This is a genomic window from Schlesneria sphaerica, from assembly GCF_044336245.1.
Lineage (GTDB): Bacteria > Planctomycetota > Planctomycetia > Planctomycetales > Planctomycetaceae > Schlesneria > Schlesneria sphaerica.
On record NZ_CP172346.1, the window covers coordinates 2,144,019 to 2,165,154 of the forward strand.

The following is a 21,136-nucleotide window of genomic DNA, read 5'->3' on the forward strand; positions in this document are numbered from 1 at the left end:
CCCGACAGACACGTCGACTGCGGTATCGAAGCAGTTCCGCAAGCAGAGCTCTGCCACCATCTCAAGGATGTGACCGGGTTGCGTTTGAGGTACCGCAAACGAATTGCGTGGAAGTGTCAGTGAGAGCTTGCGATCAATTCTGCCGGAATTTGCCTGCGGGAACAACTCGGCCCGGCTTCTCTTTTCTGAAGCTTTGCTGGTAGCTCGCGGATTCGACATGGGAATCTGAATACGCTTCCGGCCGCTGGAGCAGGCTCGACTGGGATGACAACGTGCTGAATGTGACCTTGTTCTGTTCAACCCTGTTTCCGTCCGGGAACTCAATGACCAGGTCGACATCGTGTTGAATCTGCGAAAGTGTTGGCAATCCAGTCCTGCGATCGATTCGACATGTCCCGTTACACTTCCCTCCTTTGACCAGCACCGTGAACTCACCTTCCGCGTGCTGCACGGTGACGGGCTCGTTCGGACCGGAAATCTGCCCGGTCAGACGGATGTCTGCGAAGTTCGCGGTGAGCTCTCGCAGGACACATTGGACGTTCGTAATCATCTGGACGGGGGAGTCGCAATAGCGGGGAGCCAGCTCCCATTCCGTCCCTTGTGATACGGCCACATTGGTATGTCTGGGGTCAAATCGGTACGGCAGCATTCCGACGCTGTCATCGATAAACGTAGCGACCCCGTCTTCCGACTTGGAGGCGTCCAGTTGCATTTTGACGTTCTCGCGATGTTCCAGCGGAACACTCCGCAGGCAGCGCTGAAGAAAGTCGCTGAAACCGGTGACGTCCGAAACCTGATTAGAGGCATCGAGCCAGAATCCGAACCCATTCCCTGCGAGGCCGGCATACAGGAACGCCTCTGGCGGTACCGGTTCCCCCACCTTGTCTGAAGAGTAGAAAACCCGCCTGCCGCCGGAGAGTTGCTCAAATTGAACCCGATCGTAGGTGACGCTCATCTGTTTGCGGCCGTCCGAGAGGACTCGATCAACGACCAGGGTCAACTGAATTTCAGCCCGCGAAGTACTTGTCCGTGTCCCTTCGTTGTCGATCTGCGTCAGCCGGTGCTCAACAGTTTTGGACAGAGGATAGCGGTCACCGCTCTTGGATTTTCCGTCCAGATCCTGAACCTTGGAAGGCGACTCATCCAGTTCTTCGAACTCATCCTCTTCTTCTTCATCCACCAGTTCCTGTTTGCCATCATCGTCGAGCTCAGCCAGGTCAATATCATCGTCGACGACTGTGGGCATCAAGTAACTGCAGCCGGCTCCGGTAACACACAACGTAAGCGAGAGTAGCAATGCGACTAGCGGCGCTGCTGTTGCGGTTTTCAGTGACATCGCTCAACCTTCCCTGGTGGCGTCGCGGCGACAAGATCATCTCGTCGCTCAAAATCGTGACTTGGAGCCCGTTTGCGGCAGGTCGGCAAGATAACAATCGGCCAATTCTGCGCGAAGACGGATCTGGGCAACGCTGCTATTTCCCGGTTCTTGCTCGTTGCGATAGAATCACGTAGTTCCGTTTCAACTGAATTGGATCCGTCGCCGCAGCGGTAGTGGCACACAAGAGGCGTGAATCGGAGGAACGGAATCGTGCTTCATGGCCATGGCTGGTATCAATGACTGAACTTCCATCCAATTTGCCGAACGATGAAAGGCGTGACTCCAACAGCCCGCACATCGAACAGGACAACCGTGGGACTTTCCGGGCCCTTCTGGAAGCATTCGTTTCGCTGTTTATCGCCGTCCTGTTATTCCGCACGTTTGCCGCAGAAGGTTACATGATCTCGACAGGATCGATGGCTCCCTGTCTACTCGGTTATCACAAGCGCGTCGTCTGCCCGACATGTAAGACCACCTTCCCGTTTGGAACGGCCTACGATACAGACGATGACCCCGAAGCCAATCGAGTCATGACCAGCCGGTCGCGCGCCGTCTGTCCGAATTGCGGTCAACCGGGTATTGATGTGTCGGACGTACCCCGAAACCACGGCGATCAGCTACTGGTCAATAAGCAGGCATACCTCTATCAACAACCCCATCGCTGGGATGTGATCGTCTTCCGAAACCCGGCCCGGCCGACGGAAGCATATGTCAAACGCCTGGTGGGACTGCCCGGTGAGCGGATCCAGATCATCGCGGGCGATGTCTACGTCAATGACGAAATTGCCCGGAAAACATACCAGCAACAGTTGGCGACGCGGATTCTGGTCCATGACCACAGTCATCTTCCCGCGGATGATGACGGATTCCACCCTCATTGGGAAGCAGCCATTTCCACAGTCGAACCAGATGAGCGCAGTCATGCCGGATGGGAGGCACTGGGGACCGGTTTCCAGATGAAAGGTGGACACGTCCGACGCCCCGACAAAGAGCCAATTGATTGGGTCGAGTACCACCATTGGGTTCGATCGGGGGGGCTACATAATACCTCAGTCCATCTCGAACAATGGCCCACAGACGTTAACACAGCATCGGTCCCTCCGTCTGGACTCCGGTTTGATCCACGCTCAGGCGAGTTCAGTGTGACGGGAACCTTGTCCGCATCGACCGCACGCGAGCTGCTGGACCTGTCCGACGACGAGGCGTTCCGAAATGCGGTTCTTGATCTGTACCAGGCATCACATGTGGTCAGCGTCTCGGACAGTTACGGATACAACCCGGTAGACGAAGTCGGTGCCCCGAATCCCGTCCGGGATCTGATGGTTTCCGCCCAGGTCACCATTGAAGGAGGGTCAGGAGAATTCTTCGTTGAAATCACCAATGGCGTGATGATCTATCACGTGGTCTTCGACATCGTTCACCGTGAGGTCCTGCTCTACGAAGAACCACTTCAACAAGGGGTTCCGTTGAACTCGGAGCCTACAGGAACGGAGTGGCAGTCAGAAGCAGTCGCTGTCGCACCATGGCCGAAGTCGATGTCAAAGAGCGGAGGAAAGATCGAAGTTTCACTGATCGATAAGCAAGTTCTCATCGCGGTGGACGGTCAAGTTGTGATGCCTCCGTGGCAATTCGACTACCCCGTCTCGGTTCCTCCGTCACGAATTCCACTCCGAGTCGGTGCTCGCGGGCTCGACGTCAAAATTGATCAGCTCAAGCTTTATCGTGACGTTTACTACACCGACACGCGCAGTCGACATGCCATCAACCGGCCGTACCAACTGAAGAAGGACGAATTTTTTGTCCTGGGGGACAACAGCCCCGTGTCACATGACAGCCGCCGCTGGAACAGTCCTGTCGTGAATCAAACGCACCTGATAGGGAAGCCGTTTCTCGTTCACCTACCATCAAAGCCGGGCAGCCTTCGCATGGGCAATCGCGAACTTCAGTTGCGGATTCCTGATTGGGAACGGATTCGTTTTCTGAGGTGAGATCCGGTCGCAGTCGCTTGTTTCATTCATAAGGAAGAGGACAGGGTTGAAGTTCCCGCCCGACGCGGGATGATTCGGTCTGGTCACATGCAGTCATTCCTACGAAGCAGCCGTGAAAATGTCGGATCTCAAAACCACGTTCACTTCAGGCTCAAAATTTCCTGCAGCGGGAGATGCGGTCAGCGCATCCTCGAAAACCGCCGGACTGCACCCGTACCCAGATTCACGGTCGCCTGATGCGGACCCCCGAATCGATGGCGCCGGTGAACCCTGTCCGGCTCCGCTGATGTGGCAAGAGATTCTCGAGAAGTATCATTCGGAAAGTACCCCGTGGCAGTTTGATCACGGGCGTCATCGAATCCTTGGTCGAACCTGGGGAAGCGGTCCCCCGCTGTACTTCCTCAACCATTTCGCGGGCACAGCAGAACTCTTCGCACTCACCCTCTGGTTATTGAAAGATGAGTTTCGGTGTGTGGTCTTCGACGTTACGGCAACCCACCCAAAGAAAAGTTCACGATCCACCATCACCGACTTTGCAGCTGACCTGTTCGCCGTTGCCAACGAACAGGGAGATTCGCGCGTCTCAATCTACGGTGCCGGGTTCGGGGCGGCGGTGGCGATGGAGGCTGCACTGCACTCCCCGGCATCGATCGAGCACCTGTTCCTGCAGCACGGATTTGCCTATCGACGGCTGTCATACTTCGAGAGAGCACTCGCGTCGGTCTGTCTTCAGTCGTCTCGAAACCTGAACGACCTTCCGCAACGGCGTCGATTCCAGGCGGTGAATCATCAACCATGGTTTCCACCCTTCGACTCATCTCGCTTCGAATTCCTGCTCGAAAGTACCGGGACGATTCCCCTCCGTGACCTCGCCGAGAAGGCATTCGCCGCGCATTCGTATGATATTCGGTCGCGACTCTCGGAGATCTCCGCGCCAGCTCTTCTTCTGCGTACAGAAGGGGAAGGGCGAATTGCGGCCGAGGCTCAAGATGTACTTACAGAAAAACTTCTGAATTGCCGGACTGAATGGATGCATTCTGCAGGGCAACACCCCTACCTGACTCATCCTCATCGCGTCGCAAAACTGGTTAGAATGTTTGTGGCCACAGCCCTCCCGCAGAGCGGCGGAATCTGACTGTCTGGCGATCGCGCTGCGACAGTCAGGAAAATCTCGAAAGACCCTACTTCGGAAAATGCTATGAGTGAAGACCTGCCACGCCCCCTGGATGTGCTCGCCGTTGGAGCTCATCCCGATGACGTCGAAATCGCAGTGGGAGGAACTCTCGCCAATCTGGTCCGCCAGGGATATCAGGTCGGAATCTGTGACTTAACGAATGGAGAACCAACGCCGGGAAGTCCCGGTGTTCAGACTCGCCTTGACGAAGCCCAGGAAGCCGCGCGCATTCTCGGCCTTCAGATGCGCGAGACGCTGACGCTGCCAAACCGCTGCCTGTTTGATTCGTTCGCAGCACGGATCGCACTCGCACGTGTCATTCGGCACTGGCGACCTAAGATCGTCCTGGGGATCGCGGGCAAGACTCCGATGGCATCACCTGACCACTGGCAGGCAATGCAGATCACGGACGCGGCGGTTTTTTATAGTCGGCTAACGAAGTGGGATGACGAGTTCGCCGGGCTGAACGTGCATACCGTCACGAAGCAACTGTGGTACCCGCTTGGGCTTTCCACACTGGAACAGCCCGAACTGTCCGGCCGCTTTGTCGTCGATATTTCAGCAACACTCTCAACGAAACTGGAAGCCGTTCGCGCTTATAAAACCCAATTCCCTCCCTCCAAAGACCGTGTCTTCCGACTCGTCGAGAGCCAGAACCGGTTCTATGGAGCGACTGCTGGCTTTGAAGCGGGAGAGCTGTTAATCAGCGCGACGCCGCTGGGAGTTCGAGATCTGGTAGCCACGTTGTGCCCCACCGGCACAACGCCCCCGTCCGTCAACCCGAACATCGGCGCACCATGAAGCGGGGCAGGGAGGCGGGCAGACCTCGGTTTCGTGGAAGTGGGAAGAACACACGATCGATCCCCAGCGGATCGATCATGTGCTCTCAGGGTCAACGGGACTGCCGATCAACTCAAGAAACTGGTCTTCCGTGAGGACCGGCACTCCCAGTTCTTCTGCCTTGGCGAGCTTGCTTCCTGCATCGGCTCCGGCAACGACATAGTCTGTCTTTTTGGAAACGCTTCCCGCCGACTTGCCGCCGTGATTGCGGATCAGTTCAACGATCTCGTCTCGTTTGAAGCGTGTCAGTGTACCGGTCACCACGAGCGTTTTCCCCACTAACCGACCTGCCGCACGCTCTGCGGCAGCCTCCGCGGCCGCCTTCGCGTCCCCCATGGCAACGCCCAATTCGCGGAGTTCAGCGACGATCTTCTGACCGTATTCGCTCTGGAAAAATGCGGCGACCGACTTTGCAATGACCGGGCCTACTTCATCAACTTCGCTCAGTTGCTGTTCCGACTGAGCAGCGAGGATCTCCATGGCACCGAATCGTTCGGCCAGTTGTTGCGCTGTTCTGGTTCCGACGTGGCGGAGATTCAGCGCGGTGAGGAGTCGCCAAAGGGGCTGTTGTTTCGACGCCTCAATGCCCACGAGCAGGTTATCAACTGATTTTTCACCGAGTCGATCGTAGCTGAGTAGCTCAGCCCGTTTCTCTTTCAGGCGATAGATGTCAGAAAAACTCGTCAGCAGTCCTTTGCCCGTCAGTTGCTCGATCAATTTCACGCCGAGCCCTTCAATATCCATTGCGGCACGGGAGGCAAAGAATCGAAGACTCTCGCGCAATTGCGCAGGACAGCCCGGATTCGGGCAGCGAATGTAGACCCCATCTTCATCCTGGACGACGGGGGTCTGACACTCTGGACAGGTCGTCGGGAACTGATAGGGAATTTGTGTCCCATCGCGCTTGTGCTGCTCAACGCGGACGACGTGAGGGATAATCTTTCCCGCTTTCTCGACGATGACCCAATCGTGAAGCTGCACGCCCAACCGGTCAATTTCATCGCGATTGTGCAGGCTGGCGCGAGAAACGGTAGTTCCCGCAATCTCGACCGGTTCCAGATGGGCGGTCGGCGTCAATGTTCCCGTTTTCCCGACAGTGATCCGAATGTCTCTGACCTTCGTCTCCGCTTCGTACTTCACCCATTTATAAGCAATGGCCCAGCGCGGGGATTTGCTTGTCATGCCGAGTTGTTCGCGAACTCGCAGATCGTTCACCTTGAGTACAATTCCATCGACTTCGAAATCGAGCTCGTGAAGGTCTTCCATCAGTTTCTGCGTGTGGGCCACTGCGGCTTCGAAGCTCGGTTGAACGGAAGTCTTTTCAACGGCGGGAATCCCCATGCGGCGAATTGCTTCGAGGAATTCCCAATGAGTTGAAAAGCTGGCCCCTTCCAGGCTGCCGACACTGTGAGCGAAAAACCGAAGTTTGCGCCGTGCACACAGTCGTGGATCCAGCAGTTTGATTGCCCCAGCCGTTGCATTGCGGGAATTCTTCAGAGGCTCTTCGCCCGCACTGACCATGTCTGCCTGAAGCTGAGCGAAGTCCCTGTTGCCGATATACGCCTCGCCGCGAACTTCGAGCACATCCGGAACGTCACCGAACAGAATTAAGGGGACACCGCTGATGGTCCGTGCGTTGTGGGTCACGTCGTCGCCACGGCGACCATCCCCGCGAGTCACACCACGGACAAGTCGCCCCTTTTCGTAAATGAGTGACAGCGCGACCCCGTCGACTTTGTATTCCACGATCCACTCAACAGGATCCGGTCCGATGAGTCGGACAACGCGCCCGCCAAAATCGGCAAGCTCTTCTTCGGTAAACGAGTTGTCGACCGAAAGCATGGGAACACGATGTTCGACCGTGACAAACCCTTGAACCGGTGCTCCGCCCACCTTCTGAGTAGGACTGTCCGGCGACTGTAACTCGGGATGCGCCGTCTCGAGTTCCACGAGCCTTCGCATCAAGATGTCGTAATCTTTGTCCGAGATTTCGGTCTTCGCCTGCTGGTAATACAGGACATCGTGGCGTCGAATCTCAGTCCGCAGTCGCTCAACTTCGTCGCGAGGGGGTTCGTGAGATGAATTGTCGCTCATGAAACAGGCTTTAGAGAAAGAATCGTCCTTCAGTGCGAGGACCTTGCCGACGATGCGAGAGTCGTCACGGCAGAAGTGTAAGAGAGTTTACGTCCCAGTTCTACCGGGGAAGAGCACACGAACCCGTGGACGTGAGGCTTGAGAAACAAGTTCTGCCGCTCGCCAGCCAGAGTCTGACTCGAGCAATCACGGCCGAGCCCTCTCACGGATTCGAAATCGAACGATAAACAGCTGTTTTGCTGAGCGCAGCGCTCAGCAGTCGAAACATCGACTACGCCAGTTTACCCGCGCAAGAGGACTTTGATTCTGCCAACTCCTTTGCGTTTCAACGAACTGGGACCAAATTACCATCTGCTCCTGTCCAAACGAGGAATCGGACACGGCTGTTCGACGCGGGAATTTCAGACAATCATCCTGCTAATCTCCGATCTGCGCGTCGAAAGAACCACTTCATTCCCCTCGACATCGTTCCGGAATACTTCGCTCAGGAGTTATTTTCGGAACAGATCCCTGAAATCTTTGGCGGAATTGAGAAGTCAGGAGAAATCGCTTCAATCCTGCACCCGTTTTCTATGCAGCGTTCCGGCGAGGGGGCGTTGGGAAGCAGGGAGGATCAACAGGCCCCCCTCGGGACAACGATCCGCAAGAACAGGTCTGCTCATTTGCCATCAGGGGGCTTCGAATGCATGATTGCGTGTGAAGTCGAGTTAGCTATTCAGGAGCCACCATGCAATCCGTCCAACTGATTGAACGTCTCGTTGACCTCGTTGATCCACGAAGAAATATCTTTCTGAACATGTCTGCCGAAGAAGCACTTTCACGTGTCGCTTCGGGTGATCCACAACAGGTCAGGGGAATCGATGGTCAATTTGCTCTCGTCCACAAGGCGGGCAAAATCATCAGGATGGCTCGATCCATCGGCCGCCCGCTACGGTACTTCATCGCGAAGAAACATGCGGGACCAGTGCTGATCGTTGCCGAGCGGATTGATGAAATCTGGAACTGGTTGAAGGCCGAAGGACTCGATAACCAGTTCCACCCCAGCTACACCCGCATGGTCCCGGCACATCATTTGACGGAACTGGCACTCGTGGGCTGTCCTGACCCCAGTCCAACATACTCGCGTTTCTTCGATCCTCAGCGGAACAGACTGAGCACAAACCTCGATGAAATCGGCCGCGCCTACATTGGAGCACTGGCGGACGAACTCAATAAATGGCTCGACTACGTCGCGAAGACGGACGCAGCTGAAAGACCTGGTCAATCACCGCAACCTATCGGGGTGCTGTTCTCGGGGGGGATCGACAGCGGGTCGGTGTTACTGACACTTTACCATCTGCTGCTATCACGAGGTGAAGCCCCGCAACGGTTGAAAGCGTTCACTCTCGACGTGGGTGGAAATGGGGCCGATGCTCAGCAGGCTTCCCAGTTTCTATCTGCGCTGGACCTCGAATACTTGATGGAACGGATCGAAGTTCCGATTGAGTCCATTTCCGTGGATGCCGCAATCCGGACCGTGGAAGATTACAAGCCGCTGGATGTCGAGTCTGCGACGATGACACTGGCTCTCTGCCAGGGAATCCGGGATCGATATCCTGACTGGAAGTGGCTGGTGGATGGCGACGGTGGCGACGAGAACCTCAAGGACTACCCGATCCATGAAAATACCGAACTCACAATTCGTAGCGTGCTGAATAATCAGATGCTGTATCAGGAAGGGTGGGGCGTGCATGCGATTAAACACTCGCTCACGTATTCAGGTGGGCAAAGCCGAGGCCATGTCCGCTCTTCCGCCCCTGTCGCTGCTCTCGGATTCCACGGGTTCAGCCCCTTTGCCTTGCCCAACGTCATTGAGGTGGCAGAAGGGATTCCATTTATCGAGCTGACAGACTGGGACGAATCTCGTCTTTACGCATTGAAGGGAGAAATCGTTCGACGTGGTGTCGAGGCGGTTACCGGCCTGTCGATGCCGACATTCGAGAAACGTCGCTTTCAACGCGGAGCCACCGACGAGAAGAGCTATCAAACCATCTTTCCGGCAGACCCGAACGAATACCGACGCCGATTCCTCAGGCAGTTCGTGTGACCGTCCAGCCAATCGAAAGGAAGCCCTCGTCAGCGATGGCGAGGGCTTCGCTTGGCGCGTCGCTCGTCTCAGTTGGCGTCAGGCAGACTCGCAACGAACGATTTCATTTCACGACATCGATGGCACAGGCAATCGATGGCAGAGGCGGCATTGCCCTCTGATACCACACCTGACATACCCGATGAGGATTTCCCAAGATGGTCCGGAAACTTTACACCCTGACTCTCCCAGTGCTGCTTTCTGGCTGCATGGAGAACCTCGAAAAACAGGTCGAAAAGTCGCCGAATTCAATCATTAACAAGACAACTCAGGAAGTTGGAAAGTTCGATCCGGCAGCCGCTCAGACTGTGAGCGATTCCCGAATCCATGCGACCGATCCACTGACTGCCCCCACGTCGGCCTACGGACCGATGCTGGAACAAATCTCCAAATCATCGATCGAATCAGCCCTGCGACTGTTCGAGGCGGAGCATGGGCGATTTCCCGCGAACTACGATGAGTTCATGGAGAAAATCATCAAGGCAAACAACATCAAACTGCCCGTCCTTCCCGGGAACAAGCAGTATCAATACGACGAGGTGAATCACAAACTGGTCGTCGTGGAACAGGCAGTCGAGGGAAATTGACGCTGCGCACATCTCACTTCGTTGATCGAGCCCCGCTGAGCAGCCAATTCGCTGGACGTCCGTGGTAGGCGACGTTTTGAAAACGTTCACGTCACGGATCAGTCACAGCGGTGCCACTCGTACTGAGCATCGACCGATTCGCCCAGCTGCGCCTATGCGCGGGGAGGGCTACGGCCGAAACTGCTGGTGACGAGAAATTGGTCATCTCCTAGAATCCCGCGACGAATGGATTCCGTGTCCAAAGATTCTTTTGGCGCCGGGAAAGATTTTGGATCGCTTCAATGGAGTGGCGAGGATGACTTCGCAGAGTTTTCGTTTAATGGCACTACTGGTGGCCAGTTCAGCGATGGGCAGTTCCGCATGGGCAGCCGATCCGCCGAAAGTTGCAGATACGATGGCCTTCGTGCCCCGCCAGAAAGATGTTGAATTCGAAACCCCCAAACCGGCCGACTACGCGAAATGCAAAGTGGAAGTCGAACGCCGAGGCAAAATCAACGGATGGGTGGTACTCGGTCCCGCCGGGCAGGTCCTGCGTAAGTTTCTCGATACCGATGGCGTCGGCGGGATTGACCAGTGGCGGTACTACAATCACGGCGTGGAAGTCTATCGTGACATCGACACGAACAATAACAATAAGGTCGATCAGTGCCGGTGGCTGAACCTGGGCGGCACGCGCTGGGGAATCGACTCCAACGAAGATGGTCGAATTGACGAATGGAAGATCCTTTCCGCAGCCGAAGCATCGAAAGAAGCGCTTCGCGCATTGATCACAGGGGACGAAGCCGCCTTTCAGTCCATCATGATCAATGAGGATGACCTGAAGTCACTTGGCGTGGATTCCCGGATTTCCGCGCGATTGCTCGAAGCCGCTGCGGACCCCGGTAAAAAAGCCAAGGCCGTCATGGCCAAAACGAAAACGCTGTCCGCTCAGAGCCGCTGGACACGTTTCGATGCTCAAATGCCCAGCCTGATTCCTGCGGATGATGAAAAAGCGAAGGGCGATTTGCTGGTGTACGAGAGCGCGATGGCGATTGTGGAAACGCAATCCAAGTTTAACGCGGTCCAGATTGGAGAAATGATTCGTGTCGGCGACGTCTGGAAGCTGACACAGGTTCCGACTCCGATCGAAGGCGAAGTCATGACGACCAGCGGCGGAATCCTGATGGAGCCGATCGTCGCGTCGAGCACGATCACTCCTGGCCCCGCAGGCCCGTCTCCCAAGGTCGAAAAAATCCTGAAAGAACTTCAGGAGATCGAGACGAGCTTGATGAAGCAAGGTCAGCCACCCGAGCAGGTCAAGACCCTGATGACCAAGCGTGCCGCACTCCTGAAAGAAGCAATCGAACTTGCGGAGACTGATGAAGAGAAGTCACTGCTGATGAAGCAGACAGTTGATGGGTACGCCCTCGCTTCGCAGATGGGAACATTTCCTGAGGGCGTTGCAGCGCTGAAGGAAATCGAAACGGATCTGACGAAGGCTGCTCCCGATTCGCCGCTGCTCCCGTATACGACTTACCGGCTGCTGCAGGCCGAGTACTACGTCAACCTTCAGGCCGCCGAAGAAGATAAGGACAAGCAGGCAGAAGTTCAAAAGGCCTGGCTGGAAGGTCTCGACAGCTTTGTTACCAAGTATCCGACATCCGACGATGCAGATGATGCAATGGTCATGCTCGGCACACACGAAGAATTGCAGGGGCGAAGTAAAGAGGCCACCGAGTGGTATCAGAGGCTGCTGAAAGAAAAGCCCAAATCGGCAATGGCCCCGCGTGCGCAAGGCGCTCTGAAACGACTGAGACTGAATGGCCAGAATCTGGCGCTGTCAGGACCGGGTCTGGGTGGCGGAGTCGTTGATGTGAAGAGCCTCAAGGGACAAGTCGTCCTCGTCGTCTTCTGGGCGAGCGAATACAAAGTCTGCGAAGATGATGTTCCGCAACTGAGAGCGCTGTACCAGGACAACAAGGCGAAAGGCTTTGAAATCGTTGGAGTTTCACTCGACTTTGACAAATCGACGGCCCTTCCATTCGTACAGAAGCACAAGATGAACTGGAAGCACATCTATCAACCCAACCAGACGACGCAGTCCGGCGGACTGAACAGTCCCATTGCTGAATCGTTTGGGATTATCTCGCTTCCAACGATGTTTCTGGTGGACCGCGAAGGGAAAGTCGTCAATCGAAACGCCACCCTGACGGATGTCAAAACCGAACTCCCCAATCTGCTGAAGACCGGTGACAACGTCGCCCAAGGCAAAAAAGCAAAATAGTCAGTCAAACTGATTATCACACAAATTCAGAAGGGTGCTGGACTCGATTCCAGCACCCTTCCTGCATTCATTCCCTCGAAAACAAAGCGTTTCAATGAGAGGAAAACGGACAAACAGTCTGGCCAGCACATCCATGAGGAAGAATGTCCGGGTCAGACTTGCGGCCCGATGGCTCTGACTCGCCCCCGAAATGAGTCGCCCCCCAAAGTGACGATCTCCCGGTGCCTACCCTGGAGTTGGGAATGTCGTCGTCCGTCTTGAATGCGTCGCCCCGCCAGGGAATCAATTCTTCAAATAGGACCAGGAAATCTGCTGACGACTGTCGTCCGGGATCCTGCTGAAACGTCGAGATTTACGTTCGCATGTCACATCAATTCCTGATTCAATACAGTCCCGACACCATTGCACCCCAACTCCCGCTACAAGGCCCAGCAACATGTTCGACCGAGTCAAGTCCTTGCTTGGGTTTAGGTCGTTGACGGACGAGCAGTTTGAGCAGCGTCGGAAAGAGTTATTGAAGAAAATTCCCATTCCGGTCTTTTGGTTGTTCGGAAAGACGGGCAGCGGAAAGTCGTCGATCGTTCGGTACATCACCGGCTCGACTCAGGCCGAGATTGGCAATGGGTTTCAACCTCAGACTCGAACTTCCTTTCGCTATGACTTTCCTGACTCGTCAGAGACGCTGGTCCGATTTCTGGATACGCGCGGATTGGGGGAAGCGGACTACGATCCGCGTGAAGATATCGAATCGTTCAATAACTCGACTCACGTCGTAATTGTTGTGGCCAGAGTCATGGATCACGCACTGGCTGATGTGGTTGCGCCGCTGAGGAAAATTCGAGAGGCCCGGCCAACGCGGCCCATCATCCTTGCACTCACTTGCCTGCACGAGGCGTATCCGTTTCAGCAACATCCTGTCCCCGATCCGTTTGATCAGGTGACTACGTCATCACACGTGTCAGAGGATGGTCAGGTCGTCAATTCGATCTTGCCCGCCGCGAATCAATCAGCTCAGGATCTGCTTCCATCCCAGCTCGCCACACATCCGGCGCTGCAGCGCAGCCTGCGGGAGCATGAAGAGCGGTTCGCGGGACTTGTGGATCGCATCATCCCGATTGATTTGACCAACCCCGAAGAGGGCTATACGGAACCGAACTACGGAGGAAAGCGGTTGGAAGAGGCCCTGATTGACTTTCTTCCGGAAGCGTGTCGGCAGGCCCTGATCAACCTTGACGTTGTGCGAGATTCGCTGCGGGATCTGACCGAGAAGCAGGCCATGCCGACGATCTTGACCTATAGCAGTCTGGCCGCGACATCTGCGGCCTCTCCTTTACCCTGGGTTGATATCCCAGTTGTAATGGCATTGCAGACGCGCCTGGTCTATCTGCTTGCGGAACTGTATGACCAGAAAATGAATGCCTCACTACTGGCAAAGATGGTCGGCGCCATCGGAGGCAGGCTGGCTGTCCGATTTGCGGTCAAAGCACCGCTGAAGCTGATTCCCTTCGTCGGACAAACTGCGAATGCGGCGCTGGCATTTGCTTACACCTTTTCGCTGGGAAAGGCGTGCTGCTGGTACTTTGGAGAGATGAAGAACGGACACGTTCCATCGACAGAGGAGTTGAACACAGTGTGGGCCGAACAGTTACAGCAGGCCATGATGTCATGGCGCAACCGCAAGGGGTGAAACCTGGAACTCGGCCGACATCCCGATTCCAGACATGGCTACCATCTTCCGCCACCACGATCCCGCCACAGAAACAAAAAGTCGCTGCTTCCGCCTGGGAAACAGCGACGAGGAAGTCCAATCGCATTGTCGATGTTTTCGAATGACTTATTCGACTGACTTATCAGTGTTCGTCTGAGGGTGCAACCCCGTTTTGCGTTCGGTGAAACTCTTGATTACAGGGTGTTTTGTGGACTCGCGGTTTGGGGTTCAACTTTGCAGGACATCAGTTGGGGTGTCCATTGCCAGGTGGCGAGGTGATGTTTCTTGGTCCAAGCTCGCATTCGTTTGACCTGTTCATCCCAACGGCGACTGATCACCAAGGCGCGCAGTTGCAACATTTCTTCCGCGTGATGTTCTCGCCAGAAGACGCCGTTTCCTTTCAGCCGCAGGTTGATGACTCGGCGGATACTGCTTTCAATGGCACCGCTTCCCAGGGGGAGACCGCAGCGACGAAATTCGGCATAGTTCAATCGTCCCGCATCCCCGTGTCGCTGGAGGTAGTTCAATTCGGTTTGAAGTTCCGCGTTGGTGGGTTCGTCTTCAGCAAACACTCGTAGTTCCTGGACGACGTATTCCCATTCTCCGTTACGTAGTCGCGTGCGAAGATCCCGATACAGGGGCATCCGCTGTTCCGTGGTCACGCCGAGCGTGGCTAACGCTCGTGAGATATGATGCACGGCATGGCAGGTATCCAGAACCTGATGAATCACGACCTCCTTCGGAATCCGCGCTTGAGCCACGATTTGATCGACGCGGTCCCAGATCCAGACCGCTCCATCACTGACAAAGGTCAGGCTCAGTGCCTTGGCTGCTCCCAGGCGATGCAAGTGCATGGCAACCAGTTCCGCCATAGCGTCAGGTCCCGCAAACGTCCCATCCATTGTCATGCGTGACTTCTTCTCCAGGCGCCCCTGCTCATCATGAATGAAGATCGTCATCAACTTGGGTTCGCGCCATTCGCCATCGAACGTCCGTTTTGCGAGGCGCTTAGAGCGTCCCGGCGCATCACTGATAATCAAACCGTCTTCGTTGAGTTGTTCTGCATGAGGCGTTGCCGCTCGCAGTTTTCCACGGAGTTTCGTCCGGCCGCCGTCGATCTGGATCGACACACGCTTCCCCGACAGTTCGTTTGTCGATGCCAAAGTTCCAGCACGCCAGGAGGCCAATTCTGCCGTTCGTAGCTTCAGCAGTTTCTCACCGCACTGCTGAGAAATCCGCCGCACCGTTTTGAGATTGAGCGACAGTCCCTGACGCTCCAGTTCCTCACAAGCCAGTTCAAACGAGGGACACAGAGCCGACTGCCGAGAGACCGTACTCTCCAGCCCGGGAGAGACTTTCTTTCCCAGCCCGAATTGCACCTGTTCAATCTGTAGGCCCGAGACTGATTCTTCCTTCTGCAGACCATTCCCGCGACGACGACTCGCTTCACAGTAAAGCGACGTGATCCACATGACCACGCCCCCCAGAAGCCGAACCGACATCTTTCGATCACGCCCCTTGGATAGCGGAATCGAATAGTCTTGTCGCGTCTGCTCGGCGGCAGCGGCAAATTCCGGTGTCTGCATCACGACTGATGCCAAGCCCGCCACGACCATCCCCGCACCCCGCGCGAACTCCCGCTGGACTTCCAACTCAAGGGCTTCCAGACTCAGCGGGTCTCCTTTCAGACGACGTTCCCACTCCCCCAGCTTCGGAAACACCTCGCCACTGAATCGGAAGAGCATCTCCGAAACGGATTTAATAAACTCACCATCCCGACCGTCCAAGGAAATCCCTCCCATTCGACCGCCCTCCATTGCGATCTCGGTGCCGAATCCATCCAATCCTCGATTGGACAACAGCAGGGAAGAATAACACAGACTCAGAGATCACTCAGCAAATAATCACTTCTCCGTACTCGACCGCAAAACGGGATTGCACCCTCGTCTGATAAGGAGATACTATCGCACCGATTCAGCGAGGCTATCAAGAAACTGCCGTGACTCTGTGTATTCGGGCATGGACATCGCGAGGATCTGTCCGCGGAGCTTCGTCTTCAGTTCGTTGATAGCGCTACCAATCTGCATGGTCAAATCATTCGTAGGACCATACTTGGTGAATTTTTCGAGCATTGATTCGATCGATTGACGCCCCTCATCGAAGGTGCTGTTTCTCAATGCCGTCGGCCAATGAATCGTACCACTGGCAGGATCGAGCTGGCTGCTAGGAAGTGGCTGCGGTCGATGCGCTTCGAGGAACTGCTGCTGGCGGGCGCGCGACTCAATCGCCAGTCTGCGATCTTCGTTGTTACGGGCTTTTGCTTCCCGTTCCCGTCGTAACTTCTCAGCATGAATTTTCTGCTGATTTTCCAGATGCAACGTTCTGGCCTTTTCGTTTTCCTGGAGAGCCTTCTGGAGATTGATTTCGGCCTGGGAGTCGAGCACGTTTCGCTGGCCTTCTGCACGGACGAGGTTTCCCATCCCGCTGTAGATCTGGCCTACGCCGCCAGCGGCACCGCCCCATCCCCAACCAAAGCCACCGTACCCGCCGTATCCACCATACATTCCTCCCAATCCACCCGCGCCGTACCAGTTGTCATATGCGTAGGTCGAAGAGCCTGAAGGCAGGGCCGCAGCTAAGGCAAGAATCGCAATTACGACCGGCGTTTTCATCATCAACCCCTTCGCGGAAGTCATTATCCGCATTCTGAATCAAACGATTGAGTGCCATCTCACGAAATCAAAACTCAGAGTGGCGACCGCAGTATCGACGCTGTTAGAATCAAATGAGAGCAACCAAACGTTGTACCGGATACGACATCTCTCCATCAAGCATAAACTCGCGATCAAAGGGTAGTAGGGCATGAGAATGCGACTGACAGGAACGCTGGCGACGGTAGTAGTGTGTTGCGCGATGTCTTTCGCCATAGCTCAAGATCATGAGCTGACGGTGTTGAACAAGCAACTGGAATCAGGATCGCTGGAAGAGAAAGCCAAAGCTGCCGAAATTCTGGGTGGAATCGGCCCCGCGGCTGCAGATTCCGTCCCGTTTCTGATTAAGACACTCGACGACAAAGACGCTGGTCTTCGTTATGAAGCGATTGACGCTCTCGGTCGTATTGCAGCGAATCCTGATCAGGCCGTTCCCGCGTTGACCGCAGTCCTGTCAGACCCCATCCCCCTGCTGCGCCACAGCGCGGTGACTGCACTCCGCAAGTACGGTGCCAACGCGGAATCGGCAATTCCACAACTGAAGAAGACCCTCCAGGACAAAGAGCTGCTTGTGGCCGTCAGCGCCGCTCGCGCGATCGCGGAAATTGAGATCGAATCAGGGAAGCGTGAGCACGCAAAAGACCTGATCCCCGTCCTTGTGTCGGGGCTGAAGAGTGACCGCCATGACGTGGCCAACGAATCGGTCCAGGGCCTTGTGTTTATTGGTGCCCCCGCCGTGGCTGCAACGAAGGAAGTCATCAGCAATTCCAATCCCTCGGCCAGCATGCACGCTTGTGACGCCCTTGCCGGAATTGGCGCCGACGCCTCCGGTGCCGTCGATAACCTCATCTCCGCCGCAAAATCGTCAGAATCCAAACTCCGTTGGCACGCAATCAGCGCGCTTGGGGATATTGGCCCGGCTGCGAAAGCAGCGATCCCCACGGTGATTGCCGCTCTGACGGATACTGACGCACAAGTTCGTTTCAATGCTGCTCACGCACTTCAGCAATTTGGCGAAGCAGCCGTCCCGGCACTGGTCGAAGCTCTGAAGAATGAAAAGACACAGCATGCCATCGTGACCATCCTTGCTGGCATTGGTCCCGCAGCGAAAGGGGCAGTAGCTCCGCTGGCTGCACTGATCAGTTCCAAGAACCCCAGCCTGCAACGAGAATCCATTGTCGCGCTGGCTGCCATTGGAGACGCCGCAAAGTCGACGACCCCAGCTTTGATCAAGTCACTTGATGACAAGCAGTTCAAAGCCCGTCCGGCTGCGGCCTATGCCCTCGGCAAGCTGAAAGCAAAAGACGCAGTCCCTTCACTCAAGAACAGCCTGAACGCTTCGGATGACGAAATCCTGCAGCTCGCCAGCATCTGGGCATTGCTTCAGATCGATCCCAAGAACGATGAGTACCAATCAATTGGCCTCCCTAAACTCGTCACGGCGCTGAGCAACGAACGAGCCGACATCCGTCGTGAAGCCGTTGAAACGATTGGTCAATTCGGCCCCAAGGCCAAAAATGCTGTACCTGAATTGCAGAAGCGTCTGGCCGACCAGGACCCGACTGTGCGCCGAGAAACCCTGATTGCTCTGGCGGAAATTGGCCCTGACAGTCAGCCCGCTGTTGAAGCCGTTGTAAAAGTCCTCTCGGACGCTGACCCCGCTTTGCGACCCGTCGCCTGCTACACGCTCGGAAAGATCGGAAAGGGTTCATCGGCGGCCGTCTCGCACCTGCAAAAACAGATGAAGAGCCGGGATACATACGAGAGAACAATTGCCGCCTGGGCTCTTGTTCACGTCGCTCCTGATGAAAAGACGGTTGAAGTTGCAATTCCGCTGCTCGCAGCAGCATTGCACGGTTCGGCCAACCCCAAGATTCGCATCGAAGTCGCAGAGACACTTGGCAAGATCGGAAACGGTTCACACCTGGCCAAGGACGCTCTTTCGTTGGCTTTGAAAGACTCTGACGAATCTGTTCGTAAAGCCGCAGAAGCAGCGATCGCCAAATTGAAGTAGTCGCCGCAGGCAGTCTGCTGAGTCGACAAAAACCAGGCCGCGCGTGAGTTCCACGTGCGGCCTGATTCATTCTTTGAAGCGTCAACGAACCGCGAAAGGGCCAATCGAGGCATCACGATTCCATGAATGCGCAAGACATCAAAGGCTGACGTTCGAATCGACCGACGTCACCAGGGGAGTTCGCAGAATTTCGGGGACCTACGCGATTACACGGTCCCAACTGCGGGGCTCAGAGAAAGCTGCACCGCTGTTGTGCGCCGGTTCCGTCTTATCGTGCCATCCTGCTCCAGGACCGGAATCTTCGACACTGCGTAGAACCCGAAGAAGCTTCCGACGAGCATCACCCCATAGAGGATCGGAATCGGGGGAGACGTAAGAAACCCCGCGACAACGATAAGCGTCGTAAAGAAGTACGCCTGCAATTGAACATTGCGCCGGATGGCGCGATGCGCCTGCCAGTCGCGCATCATTTGGCCAAACATACGACTTCGCAATAAAGAACGTCGCAGTCGAGGTGAAGCCTGAAGGCCGAAGTGAGCCGTGAGGAGCACGAAGGGGACTGTGGGGATCCCCGGTACGACGAGTCCCACCCAGGACATGCCAAAGCAACCCAATGTCAGGACCGCGTAACTCAATTCTCGAAGCCGCTGGACCGAGCGAAGGTATCCTGAAGAGGCCACATCCAGTCCGTGGAAGCCTTGAGTTGCTGCCGACTCAGCCGGGGCGGCTGTTGATGATAATAGTGGAAACGGGCATCCGGTCGAATTCTGCCCCGAAGCGTCGTCGTCCTTACCAGAGCTGTTCCCGTCAACTTTTCGCAAAGCCCGGGCCATTTTTCGCAGAATCGAATTGGGTTCGTCATTCGGATCAAACTGCACGGTGAGACTTTGACAGCCGTACCAGACACGACGGACCTGCACGGACTCGACTCCCTCAACATCGGAAAGGGTCTGTCCCAGCAGCTCCATATTTTTCCGCGAAAGCCGCGCCGTCGATCGATCAAAGAACAGAGTCAATTGAGGCGACTTGCCCATAATCTGAATCGCCATAATGAACTCCACATTGTGCGAAAAGCAGACTAATGATCGATCTGACGGTGGTTCTCAAGCGCCGTCGTTTGAGATGAGGTTTTCAACCAGCCGGAATCATACCGCACTCATTTTTTTCCGAAAGTGCGATCGCAGTAGTTACTGGCCGCTTTGGCGCCATCGACCAGTCCCCACACAATACAGTTGTTCTGAGGAATCACCTTCGCGAGCAGGAGGACAGGGAAAGCGACACCAAACGCGACGGAGTACGCCGAGTTATAGGTCCCTTTTCCCACGGCGGCGGTAATCTTGGGCCAAGCCTCTTCCACACTGGCGCGGGCATCTGCGATCCCACTTTCCATCGCATGCCTGGTCGTTGCCAGGATGCCAGTTGTTGTCGTGGGAACTTCATTGATCGTCATCGCCAATGCTTCGGACATATCAGACTCCTTGAACACGCTTTCCCCCGTCTCCGGGGAGGATATTGAATTGAAACAAGTCTCTCCCAACTTAGTCGAGACTGAAACTACGAAATTCGTTCGTTAGATACGAATCACGCCACCATGCTGGAGACGACGGCCAAGGCCAGAATCCAACCGACGGCGAACGCAAATCCCATCATAACAGTTTCTGCAAAGCCACCAGCAAGTCGTGCTAACCGTAACATGGTAATTCTCCGGAATGGATTGTTTTCAAAGGGCTGTAAAAGAGGTGTCATTGCCGCGACATCGACTTGAATTACTCTCGCGGCGGTTGCCGAACTGTCATTTCGATTCAGGAAATCGGCGTTGTAAGTCCTTGACGAATTCCCTGATCTGATGAACGCCTTCTCGATGAACGGCGGGGAATTTTCGACTGAACCATCGCTCGATGGGCCCAAAAGCTTTCGGCCACATCGTGACGCCCCCCGCAATAAGCAGGGGCGTTCCAACAGGACCGGGCAGGATCACTCCGGCGATACCTGATAGGATCAGCAGCATGCCAAATTCAGGTGGAAGTCGACCAAGCATCTCAATGGTTTCTTCGGCGTCCAGATCTCCGCTTCCCATCTGAGCTTGAGACGCATCTTCTGTGGGATCCGATTGAGATGACGCAGTCCTCTCGGCCCCTGCGAAACCCTCCACGGTTCCCGGAGCGTCGGAAGTTCCGTGAGCATCCATCGATTGCGGCGATTCAACAGTTTCGGTTTCAGTCACGGTAGTTCACTCTGGTCAAAGTTGCGGACG

Annotated in this window: 15 protein-coding genes; 8 read left to right on the forward strand and 7 right to left on the reverse strand. The window is 55.5% G+C overall.

All coding sequences use genetic code 11. The annotated features are described in order from the left end of the window. Nucleotides 1–133 precede the first annotated feature (133 nt). A complete protein-coding gene (locus ACGY09_RS07900; protein WP_397571122.1) occupies nucleotides 134–1,336 on the reverse strand; it encodes a DUF6263 family protein in 1,203 nt (400 codons plus the stop codon). A gap of 278 nt (nucleotides 1,337–1,614) precedes the next feature. Between ACGY09_RS07900 and lepB the strand changes: the two genes are divergently transcribed. The 3 genes from lepB to ACGY09_RS07915 all read left to right on the forward strand — a co-directional run bounded on the left by lepB (nucleotide 1,615) and on the right by ACGY09_RS07915 (nucleotide 5,341). After that, on the forward strand, nucleotides 1,615–3,366 hold the full coding sequence (gene lepB / locus ACGY09_RS07905; RefSeq protein WP_397571123.1) for a signal peptidase I: 1,752 nt from the start codon (nucleotides 1,615–1,617) through the stop codon (nucleotides 3,364–3,366). A 118-nt stretch (nucleotides 3,367–3,484) separates the two neighbouring features. After that, nucleotides 3,485–4,501, forward strand: coding sequence for an alpha/beta fold hydrolase (locus ACGY09_RS07910; protein WP_373650825.1), 1,017 nt, complete (start codon nucleotides 3,485–3,487; stop codon nucleotides 4,499–4,501). A gap of 63 nt (nucleotides 4,502–4,564) precedes the next feature. After that, the gene (locus ACGY09_RS07915) at nucleotides 4,565–5,341 is read left to right on the forward strand and encodes a PIG-L family deacetylase (protein ID WP_373650824.1); all 777 of its coding nucleotides are present in this window, start codon (nucleotides 4,565–4,567) and stop codon (nucleotides 5,339–5,341) included. A gap of 75 nt (nucleotides 5,342–5,416) precedes the next feature. On the opposite strand, the gene ligA is transcribed toward ACGY09_RS07915, so the two are convergent. Next, nucleotides 5,417–7,474, reverse strand: coding sequence for an NAD-dependent DNA ligase LigA (gene ligA, locus ACGY09_RS07920; protein ID WP_397571124.1), 2,058 nt, complete (start codon nucleotides 7,472–7,474; stop codon nucleotides 5,417–5,419). 727 nt (nucleotides 7,475–8,201) lie between these two features. Here ligA and ACGY09_RS07925 point away from each other — a divergent pair. From ACGY09_RS07925 to ACGY09_RS07940, 4 genes are all read left to right on the forward strand, one after another. Continuing rightward, nucleotides 8,202–9,560, forward strand: a complete 1,359-nt coding sequence (locus tag ACGY09_RS07925) for an asparagine synthase-related protein (RefSeq protein ID WP_397571125.1) — start codon at nucleotides 8,202–8,204, stop codon at nucleotides 9,558–9,560. 197 nt (nucleotides 9,561–9,757) lie between these two features. Beyond that, nucleotides 9,758–10,186: a hypothetical protein gene (locus ACGY09_RS07930; RefSeq protein ID WP_373650821.1), complete on the forward strand. Its 429-nt coding sequence runs from the start codon at nucleotides 9,758–9,760 to the stop codon at nucleotides 10,184–10,186. Nucleotides 10,187–10,481: 295 nt separating this feature from the next. Beyond that, nucleotides 10,482–12,449, forward strand: coding sequence for a thioredoxin-like domain-containing protein (locus ACGY09_RS07935; protein ID WP_373650820.1), 1,968 nt, complete (start codon nucleotides 10,482–10,484; stop codon nucleotides 12,447–12,449). Between the two features lie 436 nt (nucleotides 12,450–12,885). Beyond that, on the forward strand, nucleotides 12,886–14,136 hold the full coding sequence (locus ACGY09_RS07940; RefSeq protein WP_397571126.1) for a GTPase family protein: 1,251 nt from the start codon (nucleotides 12,886–12,888) through the stop codon (nucleotides 14,134–14,136). A 215-nt stretch (nucleotides 14,137–14,351) separates the two neighbouring features. On the opposite strand, the gene ACGY09_RS07945 is transcribed toward ACGY09_RS07940, so the two are convergent. Both ACGY09_RS07945 and ACGY09_RS07950 read right to left on the reverse strand, forming a co-directional pair. After that, nucleotides 14,352–15,974: a hypothetical protein gene (locus ACGY09_RS07945; protein ID WP_397569182.1), complete on the reverse strand. Its 1,623-nt coding sequence runs from the start codon at nucleotides 15,972–15,974 to the stop codon at nucleotides 14,352–14,354. A 144-nt stretch (nucleotides 15,975–16,118) separates the two neighbouring features. After that, nucleotides 16,119–16,853, reverse strand: a complete 735-nt coding sequence (locus ACGY09_RS07950; RefSeq protein ID WP_397571127.1) for a hypothetical protein — start codon at nucleotides 16,851–16,853, stop codon at nucleotides 16,119–16,121. Nucleotides 16,854–17,019: 166 nt separating this feature from the next. Between ACGY09_RS07950 and ACGY09_RS07955 the strand changes: the two genes are divergently transcribed. Beyond that, entirely contained in the window at nucleotides 17,020–18,882 is a 1,863-nt protein-coding gene (locus ACGY09_RS07955) for a HEAT repeat domain-containing protein (RefSeq protein ID WP_397571128.1), read from the forward strand. A gap of 206 nt (nucleotides 18,883–19,088) precedes the next feature. On the opposite strand, the gene ACGY09_RS07960 is transcribed toward ACGY09_RS07955, so the two are convergent. The 3 genes from ACGY09_RS07960 to ACGY09_RS07970 form a co-directional block, all read right to left on the reverse strand. Beyond that, nucleotides 19,089–19,931 (reverse strand): DUF454 family protein, encoded by an 843-nt coding sequence (locus ACGY09_RS07960; protein ID WP_397571129.1) that lies wholly within the window; start codon nucleotides 19,929–19,931, stop codon nucleotides 19,089–19,091. A 107-nt stretch (nucleotides 19,932–20,038) separates the two neighbouring features. Next, nucleotides 20,039–20,350 carry a hypothetical protein gene (locus ACGY09_RS07965; RefSeq protein WP_373650815.1) on the reverse strand — a complete coding sequence of 104 codons (312 nt, stop codon included), beginning with the start codon at nucleotides 20,348–20,350 and terminating at the stop codon, nucleotides 20,039–20,041. Nucleotides 20,351–20,674: 324 nt separating this feature from the next. Further along, entirely contained in the window at nucleotides 20,675–21,106 is a 432-nt protein-coding gene (locus ACGY09_RS07970; protein ID WP_373650814.1) for a hypothetical protein, read from the reverse strand. Nucleotides 21,107–21,136: the final 30 nt, after the last annotated feature.

Coding starts and splice junctions, on each gene's coding strand:
- ACGY09_RS07900 (WP_397571122.1), bottom strand. CDS start 1,336: ATGTCACTGAAAACCGCAACAGCAGCGCCGCTAGTCGCATTGCTACTC.
- lepB (WP_397571123.1), top strand. CDS start 1,615: ATGACTGAACTTCCATCCAATTTGCCGAACGATGAAAGGCGTGACTCC.
- ACGY09_RS07910 (WP_373650825.1), top strand. CDS start 3,485: ATGTCGGATCTCAAAACCACGTTCACTTCAGGCTCAAAATTTCCTGCA.
- ACGY09_RS07915 (WP_373650824.1), top strand. CDS start 4,565: ATGAGTGAAGACCTGCCACGCCCCCTGGATGTGCTCGCCGTTGGAGCT.
- ligA (WP_397571124.1), bottom strand. CDS start 7,474: ATGAGCGACAATTCATCTCACGAACCCCCTCGCGACGAAGTTGAGCGA.
- ACGY09_RS07925 (WP_397571125.1), top strand. CDS start 8,202: ATGCAATCCGTCCAACTGATTGAACGTCTCGTTGACCTCGTTGATCCA.
- ACGY09_RS07930 (WP_373650821.1), top strand. CDS start 9,758: ATGGTCCGGAAACTTTACACCCTGACTCTCCCAGTGCTGCTTTCTGGC.
- ACGY09_RS07935 (WP_373650820.1), top strand. CDS start 10,482: ATGACTTCGCAGAGTTTTCGTTTAATGGCACTACTGGTGGCCAGTTCA.
- ACGY09_RS07940 (WP_397571126.1), top strand. CDS start 12,886: ATGTTCGACCGAGTCAAGTCCTTGCTTGGGTTTAGGTCGTTGACGGAC.
- ACGY09_RS07945 (WP_397569182.1), bottom strand. CDS start 15,974: ATGGAGGGCGGTCGAATGGGAGGGATTTCCTTGGACGGTCGGGATGGT.
- ACGY09_RS07950 (WP_397571127.1), bottom strand. CDS start 16,853: ATGACTTCCGCGAAGGGGTTGATGATGAAAACGCCGGTCGTAATTGCG.
- ACGY09_RS07955 (WP_397571128.1), top strand. CDS start 17,020: ATGAGAATGCGACTGACAGGAACGCTGGCGACGGTAGTAGTGTGTTGC.
- ACGY09_RS07960 (WP_397571129.1), bottom strand. CDS start 19,931: ATGGCGATTCAGATTATGGGCAAGTCGCCTCAATTGACTCTGTTCTTT.
- ACGY09_RS07965 (WP_373650815.1), bottom strand. CDS start 20,350: ATGTCCGAAGCATTGGCGATGACGATCAATGAAGTTCCCACGACAACA.